The 18,089-nt window shown below is 37.6% G+C and carries 15 protein-coding genes; 3 read left to right on the top strand and 12 right to left on the bottom strand.

Annotation, left to right across the window (positions count from 1 at the left end; all coding sequences use genetic code 11):
* Positions 1-134: 134 nt before the first annotated feature.
* Genes ACESSZ_RS06285 through ACESSZ_RS06295 form a run of 3 tightly spaced genes read left to right on the top strand, consistent with a single transcriptional unit; the run spans position 135 to position 3,066 of the window.
* Positions 135-860: an ABC transporter ATP-binding protein gene (locus ACESSZ_RS06285; protein ID WP_026006731.1), complete on the top strand. Its 726-nt coding sequence runs from the start codon at positions 135-137 to the stop codon at positions 858-860.
* Positions 853-2,499, top strand: coding sequence for a putative ABC transporter permease subunit (locus ACESSZ_RS06290; protein ID WP_008687753.1), 1,647 nt, complete (start codon positions 853-855; stop codon positions 2,497-2,499). Before ACESSZ_RS06285 ends, ACESSZ_RS06290 begins: the two co-directional genes overlap by 8 nt.
* A gap of 9 nt (positions 2,500-2,508) precedes the next feature.
* Complete coding sequence (locus tag ACESSZ_RS06295) at positions 2,509-3,066, top strand: DUF3783 domain-containing protein (protein ID WP_499842716.1); 558 nt, start codon at positions 2,509-2,511, stop codon at positions 3,064-3,066.
* Between the two features lie 85 nt (positions 3,067-3,151).
* On the opposite strand, the gene ACESSZ_RS06300 is transcribed toward ACESSZ_RS06295, so the two are convergent.
* From ACESSZ_RS06300 to ACESSZ_RS06355, 12 genes are all read right to left on the bottom strand, one after another.
* A complete protein-coding gene (locus tag ACESSZ_RS06300; protein ID WP_226896973.1) occupies positions 3,152-5,230 on the bottom strand; it encodes an NlpC/P60 family protein in 2,079 nt (692 codons plus the stop codon).
* Between the two features lie 232 nt (positions 5,231-5,462).
* Complete coding sequence (locus ACESSZ_RS06305; protein ID WP_008687747.1) at positions 5,463-7,331, bottom strand: ABC transporter ATP-binding protein; 1,869 nt, start codon at positions 7,329-7,331, stop codon at positions 5,463-5,465.
* Positions 7,324-9,597, bottom strand: coding sequence for an ABC transporter ATP-binding protein (locus ACESSZ_RS06310; protein ID WP_008687744.1), 2,274 nt, complete (start codon positions 9,595-9,597; stop codon positions 7,324-7,326). Before ACESSZ_RS06310 ends, ACESSZ_RS06305 begins: the two co-directional genes overlap by 8 nt.
* The gene (locus ACESSZ_RS06315) at positions 9,591-10,055 is read right to left on the bottom strand and encodes a MarR family winged helix-turn-helix transcriptional regulator (RefSeq protein ID WP_008687742.1); all 465 of its coding nucleotides are present in this window, start codon (positions 10,053-10,055) and stop codon (positions 9,591-9,593) included. Before ACESSZ_RS06315 ends, ACESSZ_RS06310 begins: the two co-directional genes overlap by 7 nt.
* Positions 10,056-10,267: 212 nt before the next feature.
* Positions 10,268-11,545: a hypothetical protein gene (locus tag ACESSZ_RS06320; RefSeq protein ID WP_008687740.1), complete on the bottom strand. Its 1,278-nt coding sequence runs from the start codon at positions 11,543-11,545 to the stop codon at positions 10,268-10,270.
* A gap of 136 nt (positions 11,546-11,681) precedes the next feature.
* Positions 11,682-13,244, bottom strand: coding sequence for a putative ABC exporter domain-containing protein (locus ACESSZ_RS06325; protein ID WP_008687738.1), 1,563 nt, complete (start codon positions 13,242-13,244; stop codon positions 11,682-11,684).
* Positions 13,241-13,948 carry an ABC transporter ATP-binding protein gene (locus ACESSZ_RS06330; RefSeq protein ID WP_008687736.1) on the bottom strand — a complete coding sequence of 236 codons (708 nt, stop codon included), beginning with the start codon at positions 13,946-13,948 and terminating at the stop codon, positions 13,241-13,243. Before ACESSZ_RS06330 ends, ACESSZ_RS06325 begins: the two co-directional genes overlap by 4 nt.
* Positions 13,949-13,978: 30 nt before the next feature.
* Positions 13,979-14,725 carry a DUF2812 domain-containing protein gene (locus ACESSZ_RS06335; protein ID WP_008687734.1) on the bottom strand — a complete coding sequence of 249 codons (747 nt, stop codon included), beginning with the start codon at positions 14,723-14,725 and terminating at the stop codon, positions 13,979-13,981.
* Positions 14,722-15,051, bottom strand: a complete 330-nt coding sequence (locus ACESSZ_RS06340) for a PadR family transcriptional regulator (RefSeq protein ID WP_008687732.1) — start codon at positions 15,049-15,051, stop codon at positions 14,722-14,724. The genes ACESSZ_RS06335 and ACESSZ_RS06340 overlap by 4 nt, the downstream gene beginning before the upstream one ends.
* Before the next feature lie 288 nt (positions 15,052-15,339).
* Entirely contained in the window at positions 15,340-15,894 is a 555-nt protein-coding gene (gene epsC, locus ACESSZ_RS06345) for a serine O-acetyltransferase EpsC (protein ID WP_008687730.1), read from the bottom strand.
* Positions 15,894-16,778 carry a cysteine synthase A gene (gene cysK / locus ACESSZ_RS06350; RefSeq protein ID WP_008687729.1) on the bottom strand — a complete coding sequence of 295 codons (885 nt, stop codon included), beginning with the start codon at positions 16,776-16,778 and terminating at the stop codon, positions 15,894-15,896. The genes epsC and cysK overlap by 1 nt, the downstream gene beginning before the upstream one ends.
* Positions 16,779-17,074: 296 nt before the next feature.
* Positions 17,075-18,076, bottom strand: coding sequence for a nucleoid-associated protein (locus ACESSZ_RS06355; protein ID WP_008687727.1), 1,002 nt, complete (start codon positions 18,074-18,076; stop codon positions 17,075-17,077).
* Between the last annotated feature and the right edge of the window lie 13 nt (positions 18,077-18,089).

Here is an 18,089-nt window from a genome sequence, read left to right on the forward strand (position 1 = left end):
GAATCGCTTCTTTCGAAGATAGTATGCTGATAGCAGCCAATATCATCATTGTTTATTTGCTTAACTTTGATGATCAGTTTAATGATGTCCCTAATCTAAACGCATTGCCAACGGCAATAGAAAGGAAAAAGATCATGATTGAAATTAAACATGTTACAAAAGTTTACGGAGGTACACACAAAGCTGTTGATAACATCTCCCTTACCATACCGACGGGAGAAATCATAGGCTTTATCGGGCCAAATGGCGCTGGTAAGACAACAACCATTAAAATGATAACAGGCGTTTTAAATCCCGATGAAGGAGAAATTCTCATTAATGGAAAAAATATTGTCACACAACCTTTAGAAGCTAAAAAGGAATTTGGTATTGTTCCAGATAATGCGGATATCTTCTTGCGGCTAAAAGGAATTGAATATCTAAACTTTATGGCTGATATTTATGAAATTGATTCAGCAACCAGAAAACTACGGATTGCGCAATTAGCTAAAACCTTTGAAATGGAAAATGCATTAAATGATAAAATTTTATCGTATTCTCATGGTATGCGACAAAAAATTGTCATTATGGGTGTTTTGATTAGCGATCCTAATGTATGGATTTTAGATGAACCTATGACGGGCTTAGATCCGCAATCTAGCTACTCACTAAAGCAGATGATGAAAGAACATGCGGCAAAAGGCAATACGGTTTTCTTTTCAACACATGTCTTAGAAGTTGCTGAAAAGTTATGTGATAAAGTTGCCATCATTAATGCAGGAAGTATCATTTTCTTTGGTACGTTAGAGGAATTGCAACATAACCATCCAAATTGTGATTCTCTAGAATCCTTATTCTTGGAGGTTATATCTCATGCGTAAGTATTTCTCACTTACCCGCACATTATTTAAAAATGCAGCAGGTATGGTTGCGGATGGGAAAACAAAGAAAATGCGGGTTTACCTGTTATATGGTTTTTTAGCTATATGTTTCATCCCTTTGCTATTCATGCTGTATTATATGTTTCAAGAAGCTTTTAAAACGATGGCTCCCCTGCAACAAAGCGGCAGTATTTTAGCAGCCGGTTTTCATATGACAAATTTAGTAACGTTTCTATTCTCTATTTTCTTGATTCCCGGCGTTTTTTACTTCAGTAAAGACAGCGAAATCTTATTATCCCTCCCCTTAAAGCCCCAAACGATTTTAGCAAGTAAATTTAGTGTTTGTTTATTATATGAATATGTGTTTACGCTCATCGTTTTTCTTCCTTTAATAGCGGGATATTTGCAGAATGAATCAGTTAGTATACTATTTTATGTATTCGTGGTCATCATCGCTTTAACCTTACCGATTTATCCTCTCGTTCTTTCCAGCATTATTTCCATGCTGGTAATGCGCTTTGTGCCCTTTTTTAAAAATCGCGATCGCTTCAATATGATTGGTGGTATCTTAAGTGTTGCTTTCGCATTGAGTTTCTCTTATTTTATGAATTCTAGCGGAATGCAGCAAGAAGATCCTTCCGCCCTAGTGAATTTATTAATTGAAGGTAATAATTCTTTGATTTCCATGTTTGCCTATTTGTTCCCTGCAGTACCTTTTGCATCCCATGCCTTAATCAGCCAGGACATCTTGCAGCTAGGCCTTTACTTGCTGATTTTAATCGCAGCACTTGCTGTTTTCCTTATCATGGGAAAATATTTCTATTTCAAAGGGGCAATTGGATTCGATGAAACAAAGAGCACTCGTAAAGTATTAAATGATGTTGAAATGAAAAAAGCATTAACACAGAAATCAAAAGTATTTACGTATACGCAAAAAGAACTGCGATTGCTTTTACGTACACCAGTTTATTTTTTGAATTGTATTGGTACTTGCTTTATTTTCCCGATTGTCATTGTCATTTCCATCATGTCACAAGGTGAAAGTTTGAATTTAGCAGCCCTTAATCAAATAGATTTTAGTGGATATGCTTATTATGCCATCTTACCTGGATTAGCTATGGGCATGTTGATTGGTTGTATTAATATGATCAGTGCAACAGCCATATCACGAGAAGGCAGTAATGTCATGTTCATGAAGTACATTCCTATGCCTTTAGGAAAACAAATAATAGCTAAGATGAATGCCGGAATCATTGTCAGCGTTCTCACTATTCTCCTTTTATTCATTATTGCTTATATCCTCTTTCCAATGCTTCCTATCCTTTATTATATCATCGCTTTTATCAGTGCAATTATAGCTATTTTCTTGGGTAACGAGCTTTGCATTCTGCTTGATATGGCACATCCTAAGCTAGTATGGGAACAAGAGGCTGCTGCAGTTAAACAGAATATGTCCGGTATGATTGCCATGTTTGGGGGAATGCTAATAGCTGGCTTATTGATTGCAGCCTTATTCCTGCTTCCAAATGATCTTATCATGCCAATCTCCATAGGCATATGTATTGCCATCCTACTAATATCTGTAGTAATCTATAGCAAGATGGATACCATCGCTTGCAAATTATTTAAAAAGATATAAGGAGTGTTTATGAAAAAAATTCTGCTATATTTCGGTGATTATCAAGAGAAAAAGCCGATTCTTGAAACTATTCTTTCGGATATGCAGATTGCGTATCGTATCTTAACAGATACAGACTTGCAGCAACCAATTGGTTATCTGCTAGGCATACAGGATAAAGCCCAACAAGAAGTAACGCAAACTATGCATATGCACATTGATTTGATGTTTCTTGATGGGTTTAGTGATGAAAAAATTCAAGAACTGAATGCCCGCATGAAAGCGCAAGGAGTTAGTATGCCGCGCAAAGCCATGCGTACAAAACATAATGAAACATGGCGGTTAATTGATCTTTTAGAAGAAATCGAAAAAGAGCACGCATATTTTCAAACATTAGAAGAAATTCAGAAATTATTAATGGCAAGCAGTGAATTGCAAATGGATATATACACACCGGATAGTTGGAAAGCCTATGAATCCGCCTTTATCCAAGCATACGAGGTCTTGCAAAACCAAAGCGAACCAGATGTAGCCAAGGCTGCCTTAACAACCCTTACACAGGCAAAAGCGGCATTGCAAAAACGTTAAATAAAATAGCAAAAGCAGGTCTTATGCGTTCCTCCTGACAAAGGGCTTCTATCACGCATAGCACCTGCTTTTTTATGTGTAACCATCAGATTCTTCGAAAGCCTATGAAATTTTTATTAAATAAAGGTCCATTTTCTCCCATATAATAAACATTTTCACGGATTCCATCTTTCGTATTCATCGCTTCAATCACACGCACTTCATAACCATTGGAAATTTTCTTTTTACTGATTACCAAAGCAAAATGGTTTTTATAATGAACAATATCCCCCATTTTAATAGTTGCTGTCTTTTTGCCAATACTATGTCCGGCATAAGCCAACGCTCTAGGTACCTTATAGCCATTTTGACGATAAGCATAATAAATCAACCCAGAACAATCAAAGTTTTTAGGGCCACTGCCACCCCATTTATATGGCTTTTTTTTCTGTGCTATGGCCGTATCCACAACATCATATTTCGTATGGGATTTGCAGGTTGTAATACTTAGCGTACCTGTGTACTTGCCATCATAATGCTTTTTATTTCCAGCAGTAACATAGGTTTTTATCTTAAAATAATATTTCTTACCCGCCTGTAAACCGGTATTCTTATAAGATGTAGTCGCACAGTTTGTAATTGTTTTTATTAGACTATATTTGCCATGATAGCTAGTGCTGCGATAAAGCTTATATCGGGCATTATTGATCTTTTTCCAGTTGATGATCACCTTCCCTTTTCCCGGTGATGAAATGGAAGTGATTTTTGTTGTTGGTATTTGTGTCATAGCCATGGTTACATTACTATTACTTCCAACAAACTTCCATTGATAATATTTGCGAATCGGTTTTATCTTATAGTAATAGGTTTTTTTAGGGATAAGTGATGATGAGGCATCCGTATACGTAGTTGTATTTGCCGTTGTGGCAATTTTCACAAAGCCTTTTGTCTTACTGGTGGATCGATAAATTTCATAATTTGTAGCTCGTGTCGCTTTTTTCCATGTTATCTTTATTTGATTCGCATTAACGGCGCTTGCCTTAGCAGACGTTGAAGCGGGATTTCCTATACTGATAAAAGCGGAAACCGTATTAGAAATTGAACTTTTCACACCACTTGCTTCATTCTTGGCGATGATACGATAATAATATCGTTGATTTGGTTTGATTTTATCACCTTTTTGTACATAGCGATTGTCAGAAACACAAGCAATGGCTTTAAAACCTGTTGTACTTTGCGTAGAACGATAAATAGTATATATACTGGCATCCGGCACTTCCTTCCATGATAACGTAATTTGTGGACCACCACTTGCTTTCATGGATGGCTTTGCCAAGTGCATATTGCCACTGACAACCTTACTGAATGCTCCATAATTTGCCTTATTGTTAATGGTTCGTCTAGCTCTGACTTTATAATAATATGTTTGATTTGGTTTACAAGCGTTATTGACGCGATTTGTATAAAAAGTATAATAATTTTCAATTACCGCGATTCTTGTAAATCCCATCGTCGGTGAAGTTGAGCGATAAATTTCATAATATTTGGCTTTTTGTATACTATCCCATGACAAATGAAGATAGGAAGTATTTGCTTCCATTTTCACATTTGGAGTTGCTAACGGCTCCAGCGTTTCCGTTATTGTATTGCTATAAAGTGCTTCGTTTGTTCGTAGGGCTTTGATCTTGTACGTATAGGACTGATTTAAGGCAAGATCTGAATCCATATAGTTAAAGCTGAACACTTTATCTGAATGAGCTATGGTTGCTATTTTTACATAAGCTTTCGTCTTAGCCGTATATCGATATACTTCATAAGAAGTACTGCCTTCTACCGGATCCCAGTTTAATTGTACATATGGATCTATGCCAGAATAATCTATGACATAGGCACTCAGCATGGGAGCTGTCATCGATTGCAGACGATGATTAGTTAATGTGCTTGTAGCGATGAGCCGTGTTCCTGTATATGCCTCGATACGATAATAATACGTTGTATTCCCCTTATTCACCACCCTATCAGTATATTCTAAGTTCCCAACACTGCCTATATAGGTAAAATGTTCTGCATCACCTTCACTGCGATAAATTTTATAAACATCTGCTTCTGGCACCCATTGCCAAGTTAAAGTAATGGATGTCACATTTGATGTGCTGCTGACAGAAAACGGCAGCTGTTTTGCCATTTTATATTCTTGTGCATCAATTCTTTGCATACATACAATAAAAAAGAGAATTACTATTAAACTTCCCTTTATCCAATGTTTAAGACTTTGTATCCTCATCTCATCATCCCCTTGCTATGGTTTATTATAACGCATAGTCCTTCATCTCTCAAGTTTTTATATCATCAGGGTTTCCCAAATAAGAAAACCAGCAAACGATCTTATTCTGCTGGTTTTCATTCTATCTTGATAGTTAAGATTCTTCAAATTGTGAATTATACAGCTGTGTATAGAAGCCATTCTTGGCCATTAATTCTTGATGATCTCCGACTTCCACAATATCGCCATCCTTCATAACCAGAATCAAATCGGCATCACGAATCGTGCTTAATCGATGCGCAATGACAAAGCATGTACGATTTTCCATTAATTTTTCCATGCCCTTTTGAATCAGAACTTCCGTTCTGGTATCTACACTGGAAGTAGCTTCATCCAAAATTAAAATCTTTGGATCTGCTAAGAACGCACGTGCGATGGTTAACAACTGCTTCTGTCCTTGTGAGATGTTGCTGCTTTCTTCATCAATCATCGTATCATATCCATGATCTAAAGTACGAATAAAGTGATCAACATATGCAGCATCGGCTGCAGCCATGACTTCTTCATCTGTTGCATCTAATCTGCCATAACGCAGATTTTCCATAATCGTTCCATTAAACAACCATGCATCTTGTAACACCATGCCAAATAAAGAACGTAAATCACTGCGGCTAAACTGACGTATATCACAGCCATCCACATAAATCGTACCACTGTTTAATTCATAGAAACGCATCAACAGTTTTACGATCGTTGTTTTACCGGCACCAGTAGGTCCAACGATGGCAACACGTTTTCCGGCATTGATATACATCGAGAAATCATTGATGATAATTTTATCTGGTGTATATCCAAAATGAACATTTTCAAACGTCACCATACCGTCAATTAACGATTTTCCATCAGGTGCCGCAATCGGTTGCGGTGTCTTGGTCTCCGCTACTTCTTCCTCTTCGGCCAAAAACTCAAATACACGCTCTGCTGCGGCAGCCGTTGACTGCATGACATTCATTGTCTGCGCCAGTTGGGCAATTGGCTGATTAAAGCTACGAACATATTGAATAAAGGCAGTAATATCACCAATTTCAATAATACCATTCATGGCCAAATAACCACCTAAAATACATACACCGACATAGCCCAGATTACCTACAAACATACTGATTGGCTGCATCAATCCGCTTAGAAATTGTGATTTCCATGCAGAATTATAAAGTTCATCATTAAAAGTCTCAAACTGGGCAATACTTTTTTCTTCCCCATTAAAGGCTTTCATCACCATATGTCCGCTATACATCTCTTCAATATGACCATTGACATTACCTAAAGATGCTTGTTGACGGGCAAAGTATTTTTGTGAATGCTTTACAACCGTTGTTACCAAAATCAAAGATAATGGAATAACAATAAGAGCCATCAATGTCATTTGCCAACTGATGGTCAGCATCATGATTAAAAAACCAAATAGCTGTACAATTGAAGATAATAGTTGTGATAAAGATTGACTTAGTGTCTGCTGAATCGTATCAACATCATTAGAGAATCTTGACAATACTTCACCATGTGATTGTTTATCAAAATATGCGAATGGCAGTTTATTGATTTTTTCTGACATAGATGTTCGCAGATTATAAGATACTTTCTGTGACACGCCTGCCATCATCCAGCCTTGCACGAAATTACAGAAGGTTGAAATCAGATATAAACCAATTAAAAATAGTAATATTTCCGAAATGCGATCAAAATTAATTGCGCCACTTCCTCGTACTTTCGCAATAAAGCCAGTGCTTAATTCGGTTATAGCCTTTCCGCTGATTTTAGGACCTACAACCATAAAAATCGTTGAAAAGATGGCGAATATGAAAGAAATAATAATTTTTACATAATAAGGTTTCATGTAGCTAATTAACTGCTTCATCGTACCTTTAAAGTTTTTAGCCTTTTCAACCGGGCGTCCAGGACCGCGATGTCCTCCCATCGGCCCTTTACGCATTGGTGCAGAAGGACGGTTTGTTTTACTCATTTCCCAATTCCTCCTTTGACAATTGACTATAGGCGATTTCCTGATATACCTCACAGGATTTCATCAATTCTTCATGATTACCGATACCCACAACTTCACCCTTATCCAACACGACGATACGTTCGGCATGCATGATACTGGAAATACGCTGTGCTACCAATAATACCGTGCTTTTTGTTTCTTGACATAAAATATTTAACGCCTTGCGCAGTTTAGCATCTGTTTTAAAATCTAGAGCTGAGAAGGTATCATCGAAAATATAAATTTCCGGTTTTTTCACTAAAGCTCTGGCAATCGATAAACGTTGACGCTGTCCTCCAGATACGTTAGTTCCACCTTGTGTAATCGCTGTTTCATAACGTTCCGGTTTTTCTTCGATAAATTCTAAAGCCTGCGCAATTTCAGCGGCCTTCGCTAATTCTTCCTCAGTAGCATCTTCTTTAGCATAACGTAAATTGCTTTCGATCGTACCCGTAAATAACGTACCCTTTTGCGGCACATAGCCAATATGATCACGCAATTCATGCTGCGTCACATCTTTGACATTCACCCCATCTACATAGATCGCACCCTGCGTCACATCATAGAAACGAGGCACCAAATTAATAATCGTTGATTTCCCTGAACCTGTACTTCCAATAAAGGCCGTCGTCTGTCCTGGTTCCGCAGTAAAGGTGATATTTTTTAAGACATCCTCTTCTGCACCTGGATAACGGAAGGATACATTACGGAATTCAATGCGACCACGCTGATCATCTGCCAAGTGTTTTGGTGCTTGTGGATCTTCGATACTTGGTTTCGTATGCAAAATTTCCGAAACACGTCCAGCCGCTACACTGGCACGTGGAATCATGATAGAAATCATTGTAATCATCATGAAGGCCATAATAATCTGCATGGAATATTGCATGAACGCCATCATATCACCAACTTGCAAGCTGCCAGAATCAATCTGATGACCACCAACCCAAACAATCAGAATGGTTGCACTGTTCATAACCAGCATGATCAATGGCATCAAGGTAGACATTGCACGTGCTGTAAACATGTTTGTCTTCATAATCTTACTGTTAGCTTCTTCAAATTTTTCTTCTTCCTTTTTCTGATTATTAAAAGCACGAATGACTGGCATACCATCTAGCATTTCACGAACGACTGAATTTAAGCCATCCATTAATTTCTGCAAAATCTTGAATTTAGGCATAACAGTCGTAAAAGCCACCATCATGATACTTAAAATAACCACAATAACCAAAGCAATGATCCACGTCATATTGGCATTGGACTGAATTACTTTAATAATCGCACCAATACCAATGATCGGCGCATAAATAACAATACGCAAGATCATAACCAGTACCATCTGAATTTGCTGGATATCATTTGTCGTACGCGTAATTAAGGTATTGGTTGAAAATTTATTAAATTCTGCACTGGAGAAATGCTCTACCTTATGGAAAACATCCTTACGCAAATCACGGGAGAAGCCTGCTGCCACACGCGCTGCTAAAAAGCCAACCGCAACCGCTGCTACCGCAGAGCCTAATGCTACAAACAACATCAATCCGCCTTTCACAAACAAATATTGATATTGTATCGCATCCACATCCATACCCATGGCTTTATATTCATTTCGAACATATTGCGCATTAGCAGTATCTGCTGTGCTTTCCCCCATTGCCTTCATTACTTTATTCATATCTTTCTTCATTTCCTGCAGTTTTTCATGCGGCATCATCTGCATGGCCATGAAGACATCCACACCTTTTGGAAGTTTCTGGATCATCTCCATCATTTCCTTTTGTTCTTTACTAACTTCTTTGCTATCCATTGCATCTTTATCTTTTATCTTATCTACCGCTTGTTCAATGCCCATCACGATTGTTTCTGAGCCAGATAATGCATGCTTGATTGCTGTTCTGGTATCAGCATCAATGTCTTGCAACAGATAAACGTTTTCCTTTTTTAATGCAGGGTAATCATCCTTTGCTTCCTGCTTTGCGGATGCCGGTGTCATGAGGGTATAGTGTTTTTCAAAGAGCTTTTGCTCTTTTTCTTCCATAAACACCTTTAACTTTTGATATTCACTTTCGCGTATCGCTTCTGGAACACCGTCTTCTATACCACCGGCATTAATTCCGATATTTACAATATCAGACATATAATCCGGCATTGCCAGTTCACACATCGCCTGTCCAAATAACAATGCGACGATTATGAGGATCGACATCAGAAACGGTTTCGTATAGCGTCTTAATTTCAGCATTTCCCTGTCTCCTTTCCTTCTTCTTTCTTGCGTTCACATTTGAAAAACGTAAAACCTTTTTCCAAAATACGTACAAATGCTTCTGCATCATCTTCACCAAGTTCAGCGATGAATGCAATGAGTTGCTGTTTCATATGCTCTTCCATTTCCTGCACCATCTGCTTTGCTTCATCACTGACACGAACATACACACTTCGACGATCTGATTCAAGAACGGTACGTTCCACCCAGCCCTTCTTTTCAAAGTTTTTGATGCATTGTGAAACAGCCGCCGGAGTTATCTGAAAATATGCACTGATATCACTCATTTTAACCAAATCGCCCATTTTAATAATGGCATCCAGCATCATGATATCTCGATGTTTCACATTTGGCTGTTTTTGCCCCGTAAAGGCAGCATCACGGCGATGTGTATACACAAGATGTGTTATTTTCCGGACAATATCCATTTCATCCATCGTATCCCTCCTAAAATAGTTAAGTAGCTTAATAGTTAACTACCTTAACTATTATAGTGATATCTTTCAGACAGTCAACCATTTTGCATGACTTCACATAGTTTTCACATCATTATTAGAAAACGAATGCTTACATCATCGAAACATTTTTTCGTTTTCTCGTAAACTATGTAAAGATAAGATCGTATGTAGATGAAAAAAACAGGAACTTTTTACAAAGTTTCCTGTTCACTATAAGCTTCTTCATTCGCTTTTTCTAAAGCGAGAATCGTTTCCATAAAAGAATCCGCTTTTTCCTTAAAATACATGCGGTTGCCATGTTGCTGCACATATTGGAAATGAATTTGGGCTTCCCGCATATCCTGTTCAACAAAAGAAATCAAGCCTAAATAATAGTGAGAATCTACCAATTGAAATGGCATCGCTTGCGCTTGCAATCCTTGCATATAATAAGTTCTCGCCTTACGGAAATCCTGTTTCATCAGATCCAATTTATTTTGAATGCTTGCCAATGCCTGCTGGGCAAACATGTTCATAGGACCTGCCATATTGCCTTTTTTACTTTTCTCACATTCCTGCAAGTGATGTTTTACCATACTTTCATCACCAAGTTGATAATAAGCATATGCCATCAACGTATGATAAGGATATACAAACCCATTACGAGATGGATTGCTGGTAACCAAAACATCAATGGCCAGATGAGGGTCATTGAGATAGATCATGCACTGTGCCAATTGCTGTGTCAATGGGAAATTCTTTTTCTTATGTGCTTTTTTTGCTAACGCAAAGATGGCACTGGCACATGCCTGAGGATCACATTTATCATACAATAGTGCGATAATCGGCTGTAAAGCCTTATTTTTATACTTCGTAAGCTGAAAAAACAGCATCATGTACAACAGACCAGCCGCCATAACAATAAATAAATCTTCTACATACATCAATACAAGAAATAAAGCTAAGATTCCACTGAAATATAAGATATTCACACGAAGCATAATATTCCATGCATTTTTACCATAAATCTCGCAGGTTTCATCATAATGATGATGCAGGCGATATACACGCTCTACCTCTTGTACACTGGTTACGGTATTTTTATCTAGCATGCGCTTTTTACCACGATTCGGCACGGTTAGCCAGCCATAGATACATACGACAAATGCCGGTAACAGTAATACCATGCCTGCTAAAATAATTAGCTCACTTGCCAAAAAGAAAATCATCATAAAGATAAAATAATTAATATTAAAGCGCTGCATCAGCTGAAACATTAACATTAAACCATTCACCAATCCACCAATTGCCAATGCTCCCATAAGGTAAGGAGTCATTGGATCCTGTAAGATTGCTTTATCGCTTGTCACCATTTCTAAAGTGGCAAGTAAACCTTCTCTTTGCCAACCTAATGCCCCAAATACGAGCGCGCCGATGATAACGCCTGTTGTCATATACAGTAAATGTCGTTTACATTCATATTTCCACATAATAGCCTACCTCTTTTACTTCACTGTACCATACTATATCATAAAACCGCCAAAAGCAAAAGAAAAACTCCCTGGACCAGCGGAATTTTCAATCTTTTTACATCTTCATCTACATCTGGAATCAATACCTGTATGCTTAATCACTACTGAGTTCATTTCCATTCATCATATTACGACAACCATATAGGATAATACCGGAAAGCACAAAATTAATGAGCAGATTGTAGATCGTTATGCTATTCATCATTGCTATTGTCAATGTATTTTGTGATATCATATAAATCAGTACCCCGGTAGATGGAATCGCTGCTAAGATCATTAAAAGCATGCGCAACATATTTTCCATCATTACATTGTTACGACTTTTTAAAATACGTAAAGATAAAACGGTCGTGGCAAGAAATAAGAAAGCATAACCACTCAACATAACAAAATATTGCAATGCCTCTTTGAAATCCGGCTGCAAAAGGATATAAGCACTTACGATAGCGATTAACAAGACAAGGAAGGTCTTAATGATAGTAGGAAGCATGACATACCATAGTTTCTTTAATGGGGCATCCGGAATCAGATATATCTGATAATTTTTCATATCCCGCATAAAATCACTATTTTGAATCATGGAAAACATCCAAAAGATCAACATATAGCAATAAAAGCTAAAGCCTAGGCCCATGATGAGCGTTATAACTAAATAAATACCCACAAACATGACATCCTGCATACGAATAAAATCATTCGTTTTCCGCATTAACAACATATTTTTTGAAAAAATAGCTTTCGCCCCTTCTTGAAAAGCAAATTGGACGTCTTTAACCTTACGATCCGCAAAAGAATCCGTCTTGCCTTCTTTTATGGCTTTATAACGCTTGCTGAAAGCCTGAGCATCCGCCATAACATCTTCGACAAAATCCTTGCGATAACAAGACATGCATAAGAAAATCACGATACATGCACCTATCAACAATACGCTGCCAATCAGCATCTTGTAAAAATCATGGGCAACATAGGAAACTAAAATCAGTTTTACCCAGCCAAATACAGGTACCAAATGAAATGGTGTACCCGCGACAAATTCCATACCACTTTTTGTAACATCAAAATCATTTGCTACTAAAACAACAAGGAATATTATGGCAACTAAGAATAGACATGCTAGCGGAATGATACGTATCAGCTTTTTCATTTTTGCATTTTCTAATCCTCTTAAATACAAGTAATATTGGGTGGTCAGAAAAAAGAAATATAAAAGTGATTGCGTCAAAAAGACCAAAAGCAGAAAGCCGCCATCAAATGCAATGTGACTTCCCAACATCACGATCATAAAAAGATTAATCGCGCCAAATAATAATGCTGAAACTACTACACTAACCATCAAATACTGCATGACGGCACTGCGTTTAAATGGTGCAGTAAATAAGTAAAAAGCATCATCTTCCGTGAATAGAGCCATTTTTTTCTGCATCATCATCGTTGTTACCATCAAGGCACTAAATCCGATATTTACCAAAATTACCATAGAAACATCCTGGAGATTTCCCACAGACATCGCAATTTCCGGATGTGATAATGCCATTACAATCAAGGCACCATAAAGCAAAATCATTATAATCGTAAAGATTGCGCTGGAAGGTTTTGAAAAAATATTTCGTATCGTACCTTTTAATTTTAATAAATACAACTTTCCTAATACTTTCATGACGCCTCCCCCACTTCATGCTGCGTAGAAGTAAAAAACAATTCTTTTAAGGTTTGCTCCTGTAACCCTTCCTTACGTACATGGGCGACAATATGCCCCTTATTCATGATATAGGCTTCATCCCATATGGCATCGATGACATCTATGATATGCGTAGATATTAAGATAGCAACCCCTTCTTCTTTAAGTTGTTGGAATAACTGCAAAGTTTCCTCTATACTGGCAGGATCTAAACCAACCATTGGCTCATCCACTAATAACGCCTTGGGCGCAATCAATAAAGCCAGCAGCATACTTACCTTTTGACGCATGCCCTTACTTAGTTCCTTTACCAACTTTTTACGTTTTGATGATAAATCAAACATCGTGATGTAGTGTTCTGCTCTTTCTTGATAATGCTCACAACGATAAGCCTTTCCAATAAACTCTACATGTTCATCTATCGTTAATAGATCATAAAGTACCGGCGTTTCCGGAATATAACCGAAAATGCGTTTTGCCTCTAGCATATCATTGGCATATCCGCCAATCTTAATTTCACCTTGATAACGTAATAAATTTGCAATACTTTTGATCGTGGTAGATTTCCCAGCTCCATTAGGACCTAACAGTACCGTTATCTCACCATCTTTTGCCAATAAACTAATATCATCGACAGCCTTAAACTTCCCATACGTTTTTGTTAAATGTTTTACTTCGATCATAATTTTCTCCTTTTTTCATTTTCCTTTTTCTTATTTCTTAAACAAATATTGTTCCTTGTGATCGCGATACAACGGATATCGCCAATACATAGAAAACAAGGTGGCGATGAAAAGCATCCATGCTCCAAGGCGAAGAAAGCGCCATAGGATATGCAAAGAGGGAACGATATCTGATAGGAACGGCATACTAAGCATAATGAACAGACTGCCTAAACAATAACACATACTGCGTTGAAAGCTCCACATCGTAATGCATAACTTTCGCTTATGTTTGCGAAACTGCGTACCGATCAAAAGCATGAATAAACCTCCTATACATCCACAGCCAAAAGCAAATAGATACATAAATATGGCAGCCTGTTTAATCAAGAAAAAGCTAAACAAGCTAACAAACGCTAATACCAACAATAGATATTTTGCAGTTTTACCGGTACCGGTATATTCTTCACTCAATGTCGCATGATCACTGTGTAAGGGAGGCGTTCCTTGCTTTGCCATAAAAAACCATGTACTAGAGGAGTTACAGGTAATTTGTTCCCATCCTGCTGCCGCAAAAAGATCTAGATATTCTTGCGCGTCTTCTTTCTTTACCTTATTTAGATCATAGCTGAAAATAAGATCTTGTGGTTCTTCTTTATATAAAACATAAGATAAACCACTGAACTTTCTAAAAATCCAGCCATCCAGGGCATATGCATGCAGCATTTCCATCTCTTCTTCTCCACAAAAGGCTAAACCTCCGCATAATATTTGTTTCGTTTTTCTTTTTTCCTTCATACAATCCCCTTCTTTAAAGCCTTATTAGCATCTTCCACCATACGCTCACGCCGTTTCACTTCTTGGCATAAAATACGTTTTCCTTCTTGTGTAATGAGGTAAGTCTTGGTGCGGCTATCACTTGTAAGCTGCTGGATCCATTGCAATTTCGTCAGTTTTTTCAACAGCGTATATAATGTTCCCGGCCCCATCTGCATCATGCCATCACTTAATTCTTCAATATATTTCATGATGACATAACCATAACGCTCCTCTAACAAAGCCAATAATATATAAAACATTGCATCTGTCAGCTGTTCATTTTCCTGCGTTGCCTGTTTTGACACACATATCAACTCCTATTATATCGCAAATGGATATATCCATTACAGATATAGTTTAACAGAACATAGATACTATGTCAAGCAGTCTTACCGCAATAGAAAACCATCTTTTAAATCATCATGCAATGAAAACACGATACTGAAGCAAAATATTAAAGCAAAATGCAGAAACAAAATACAATTACCAGAAACAAGGGTTTATCAGTTCATAATAAAAAAAGAAATCTCTTTATTTGCTTAAGGCAAATGAGGGATTCCTTTTCTAAGATGCTTTTACGATAACACTTATATTTATTCGATAAAGCCTTCCGGCGTACACCTGTGCTTTTGTCGTTTATCTTTTGCGGCTAACCCGATAAAAGTTGTTTCCGCTGGAACATCCGTAATGACCACGGCGTTTGCACCGACTTTCGCATGATCACCAATCGTAATGTTTCCTAAACATTTTGCCCCTGCTCCAATCATAACATGATTCCCCAATGTAGGATGTCGCTTAGCATGCTCTTTCCCCGTACCACCTAAGGTGACACCATGATAAATATGGCAATCATCACCAATTATGGCAGTTTCTCCAATGACTACACCAATTCCATGATCGATCAGTAAACCACGACCAATTGTTGCCCCCGGATGAATCTCAATACCGGTCCAAAAACGGGCAATGTTGGAATTAAAGCGAGCAAGGAAAAACAGATGATGCCGATATAGAAAATGCGATACCCGATGAAATGCCAAGGCTTTGATATGCGGGTATAACAACAGCACCTCTAATTTAGAATGAGCAGCCGGATCATTCTCCAATGAGCGATTTAAGTTATGATTGATATCCTTTAATACGCGAAACATTAGTCAAAATCCAATACGGAAAGATATTTCTCTCCGCCATCCGGTGCGATCGTAACAATCTTTTTATTTGGATAATAGGCAGCTAATCGTTTTGCTAAAGCAATATTGCCACCACTGCTGATACCAACGAGTATACCAGTGGTACGCGCAAAGTTTTTGGTTTCTTCAATTGCTTCTTCATTGCTGATCAACATCACATCATCTGCTAATTCTTTATCGAAATTAGCAGGGATAAAATTTGCGCCAATTCCTTGAATTTTATGAGGTCCTGGCTGATGCCCACTGATGATAGCACTGTCTTTGGGTTCTCCGGCTACACAGCGAATATTTGGATTAGCTTCCTTTAAACGACGAGCAACTCCTGTAAACGTGCCGCCGGTTCCAATGCCGGCCACAAAAATATCCACATCCGGTAATTGCTCCAGGATTTCCTTGCCCGTAGTTTCATAATGAAACTGGGGATTATCCGGATTATCAAACTGTGATAAAGTGATGTAGTTAGGATGTTCTTTCTGTAAGCTTGCCAATGCATCTAATGATCCCTGCATTCCTTTTGCACCTTCGGTTAAAATCAATTCCGCTCCATATGCCTGAATGAGTTTACGTCGTTCCATACTCATAGTTTCTGGCATAATGATAATGACTGGCAAATGATAAATTGCTCCTAACATGGCTAAAGCAATCCCGGTATTGCCACTGGTAGCTTCAATCAAAACACTGTCTTTTTTTATCGTGCCTTTTTCCATAGCCTTTTTCAACATTCCTAAGACAGCACGATCTTTAATACTTCCAGCAGCGTTAAACTTCTCTAATTTTACATAAATATTGGTATTTTCTATACGATATAATGGCGTATTGCCAATTAATTTCAGCGTTTCTTTCATAAACGTTATTTTCCTCCTATTGTTTTACGATATGTTTTTCTTATGCATCTCTTTCGCAACAACATCGTTTCTGAAGCAGGTCATCTGTACATCGCAATCCAACCCTTTCCATACTATATTCTATAAGCTGATGAAACATACAAGTACCTCCTTCTCTACAATAGTATATGCATTCATACAAAGAAAGTCAGTTTTGACGCTCTTTGTTTTTTTATTATGACACATTTCACCAAAAAAAGAAACTGATTTACCATCAGTTTCTGAAAATCAATGTAAATTATTGGAAATATAAGAAATCACTTGCTGGTTATATGAGTGATATTCTTTAACTGGATGGATATGGTTCCATCGGGCTGATTTTTGAATTCGACAAATTCCTTCGTATTCATATAGTCCACAGGTATGATAATTTCAATTCCTTTATCTGTTTTAATCTTCTGTACTTTATCTGAGCGAGTCGGCTTTACATATTCCACCTCAATGGCAGTCGGCACCCCCTGTTTCTTCAACGCTTCTTTAAACTCTGCTTTAGCAAGTGGTTTTTCTGCAAATAATTCTTCTGCTATTTCATCAATTTGAATCGGCTTACTATTTTCGATGTTATCTACCAACATGCTCTTCATTTTCGGAACAATATCAACTTCATCCATTTCATACTTATCACTCATTTCTTCTGTTAACTTGGTGATGCTTTTCACACTTTCTTTATACGAAGGCATTGTCGTACTTTGTAAAATGACCTCCGCATAAAAATTTACCTTTTCACCTTCAATCTCTACCTTATTTTCCACACAACACAGACTTTCATCGGATAGTTCTATAAGAAATGCGCGATCTTTTGCTGTTAACGTAGAACTGATCAATGCTTTGTAAGGTATTATTTCTGTAATTATGGAATCTTCCTCATTTTGAACCGTATGAGTAATACCTTGCGTACAGGCATTATCGAGCACCAATACATAACGACGTTCATCCTTTAATAATAAAGCCACAATAAAATCGCTAACATAGTATTGGGCATGCTCCATCTTTTTATCAAATACATACTGTGCCAATTTCTGCGAAAAGGTTTCAAATGTGATACTATGATCTTTTAATTTCACAAGCAGCTCTTTCACATAACTCGTTTCGCGAAAAACGCCCCTTTTACGAGAGGCACTATGGAATACTTTTTCTGCCTTGCTACTCAACATCTTTGCTATCACATCGTCTTCTTTTTTCATACATCCTTCTGATAGGATACACGTATTGTGTTCACAATCCAAAACATGGACAATTTTCTTTTCAAATTCTAACATCATGCTTCCTCTT

It is taken from the genome of Eubacterium sp. 3_1_31 (assembly GCF_964249515.1).
GTDB lineage: Bacteria > Bacillota_I > Bacilli_A > Erysipelotrichales > Erysipelotrichaceae > Longicatena > Longicatena caecimuris.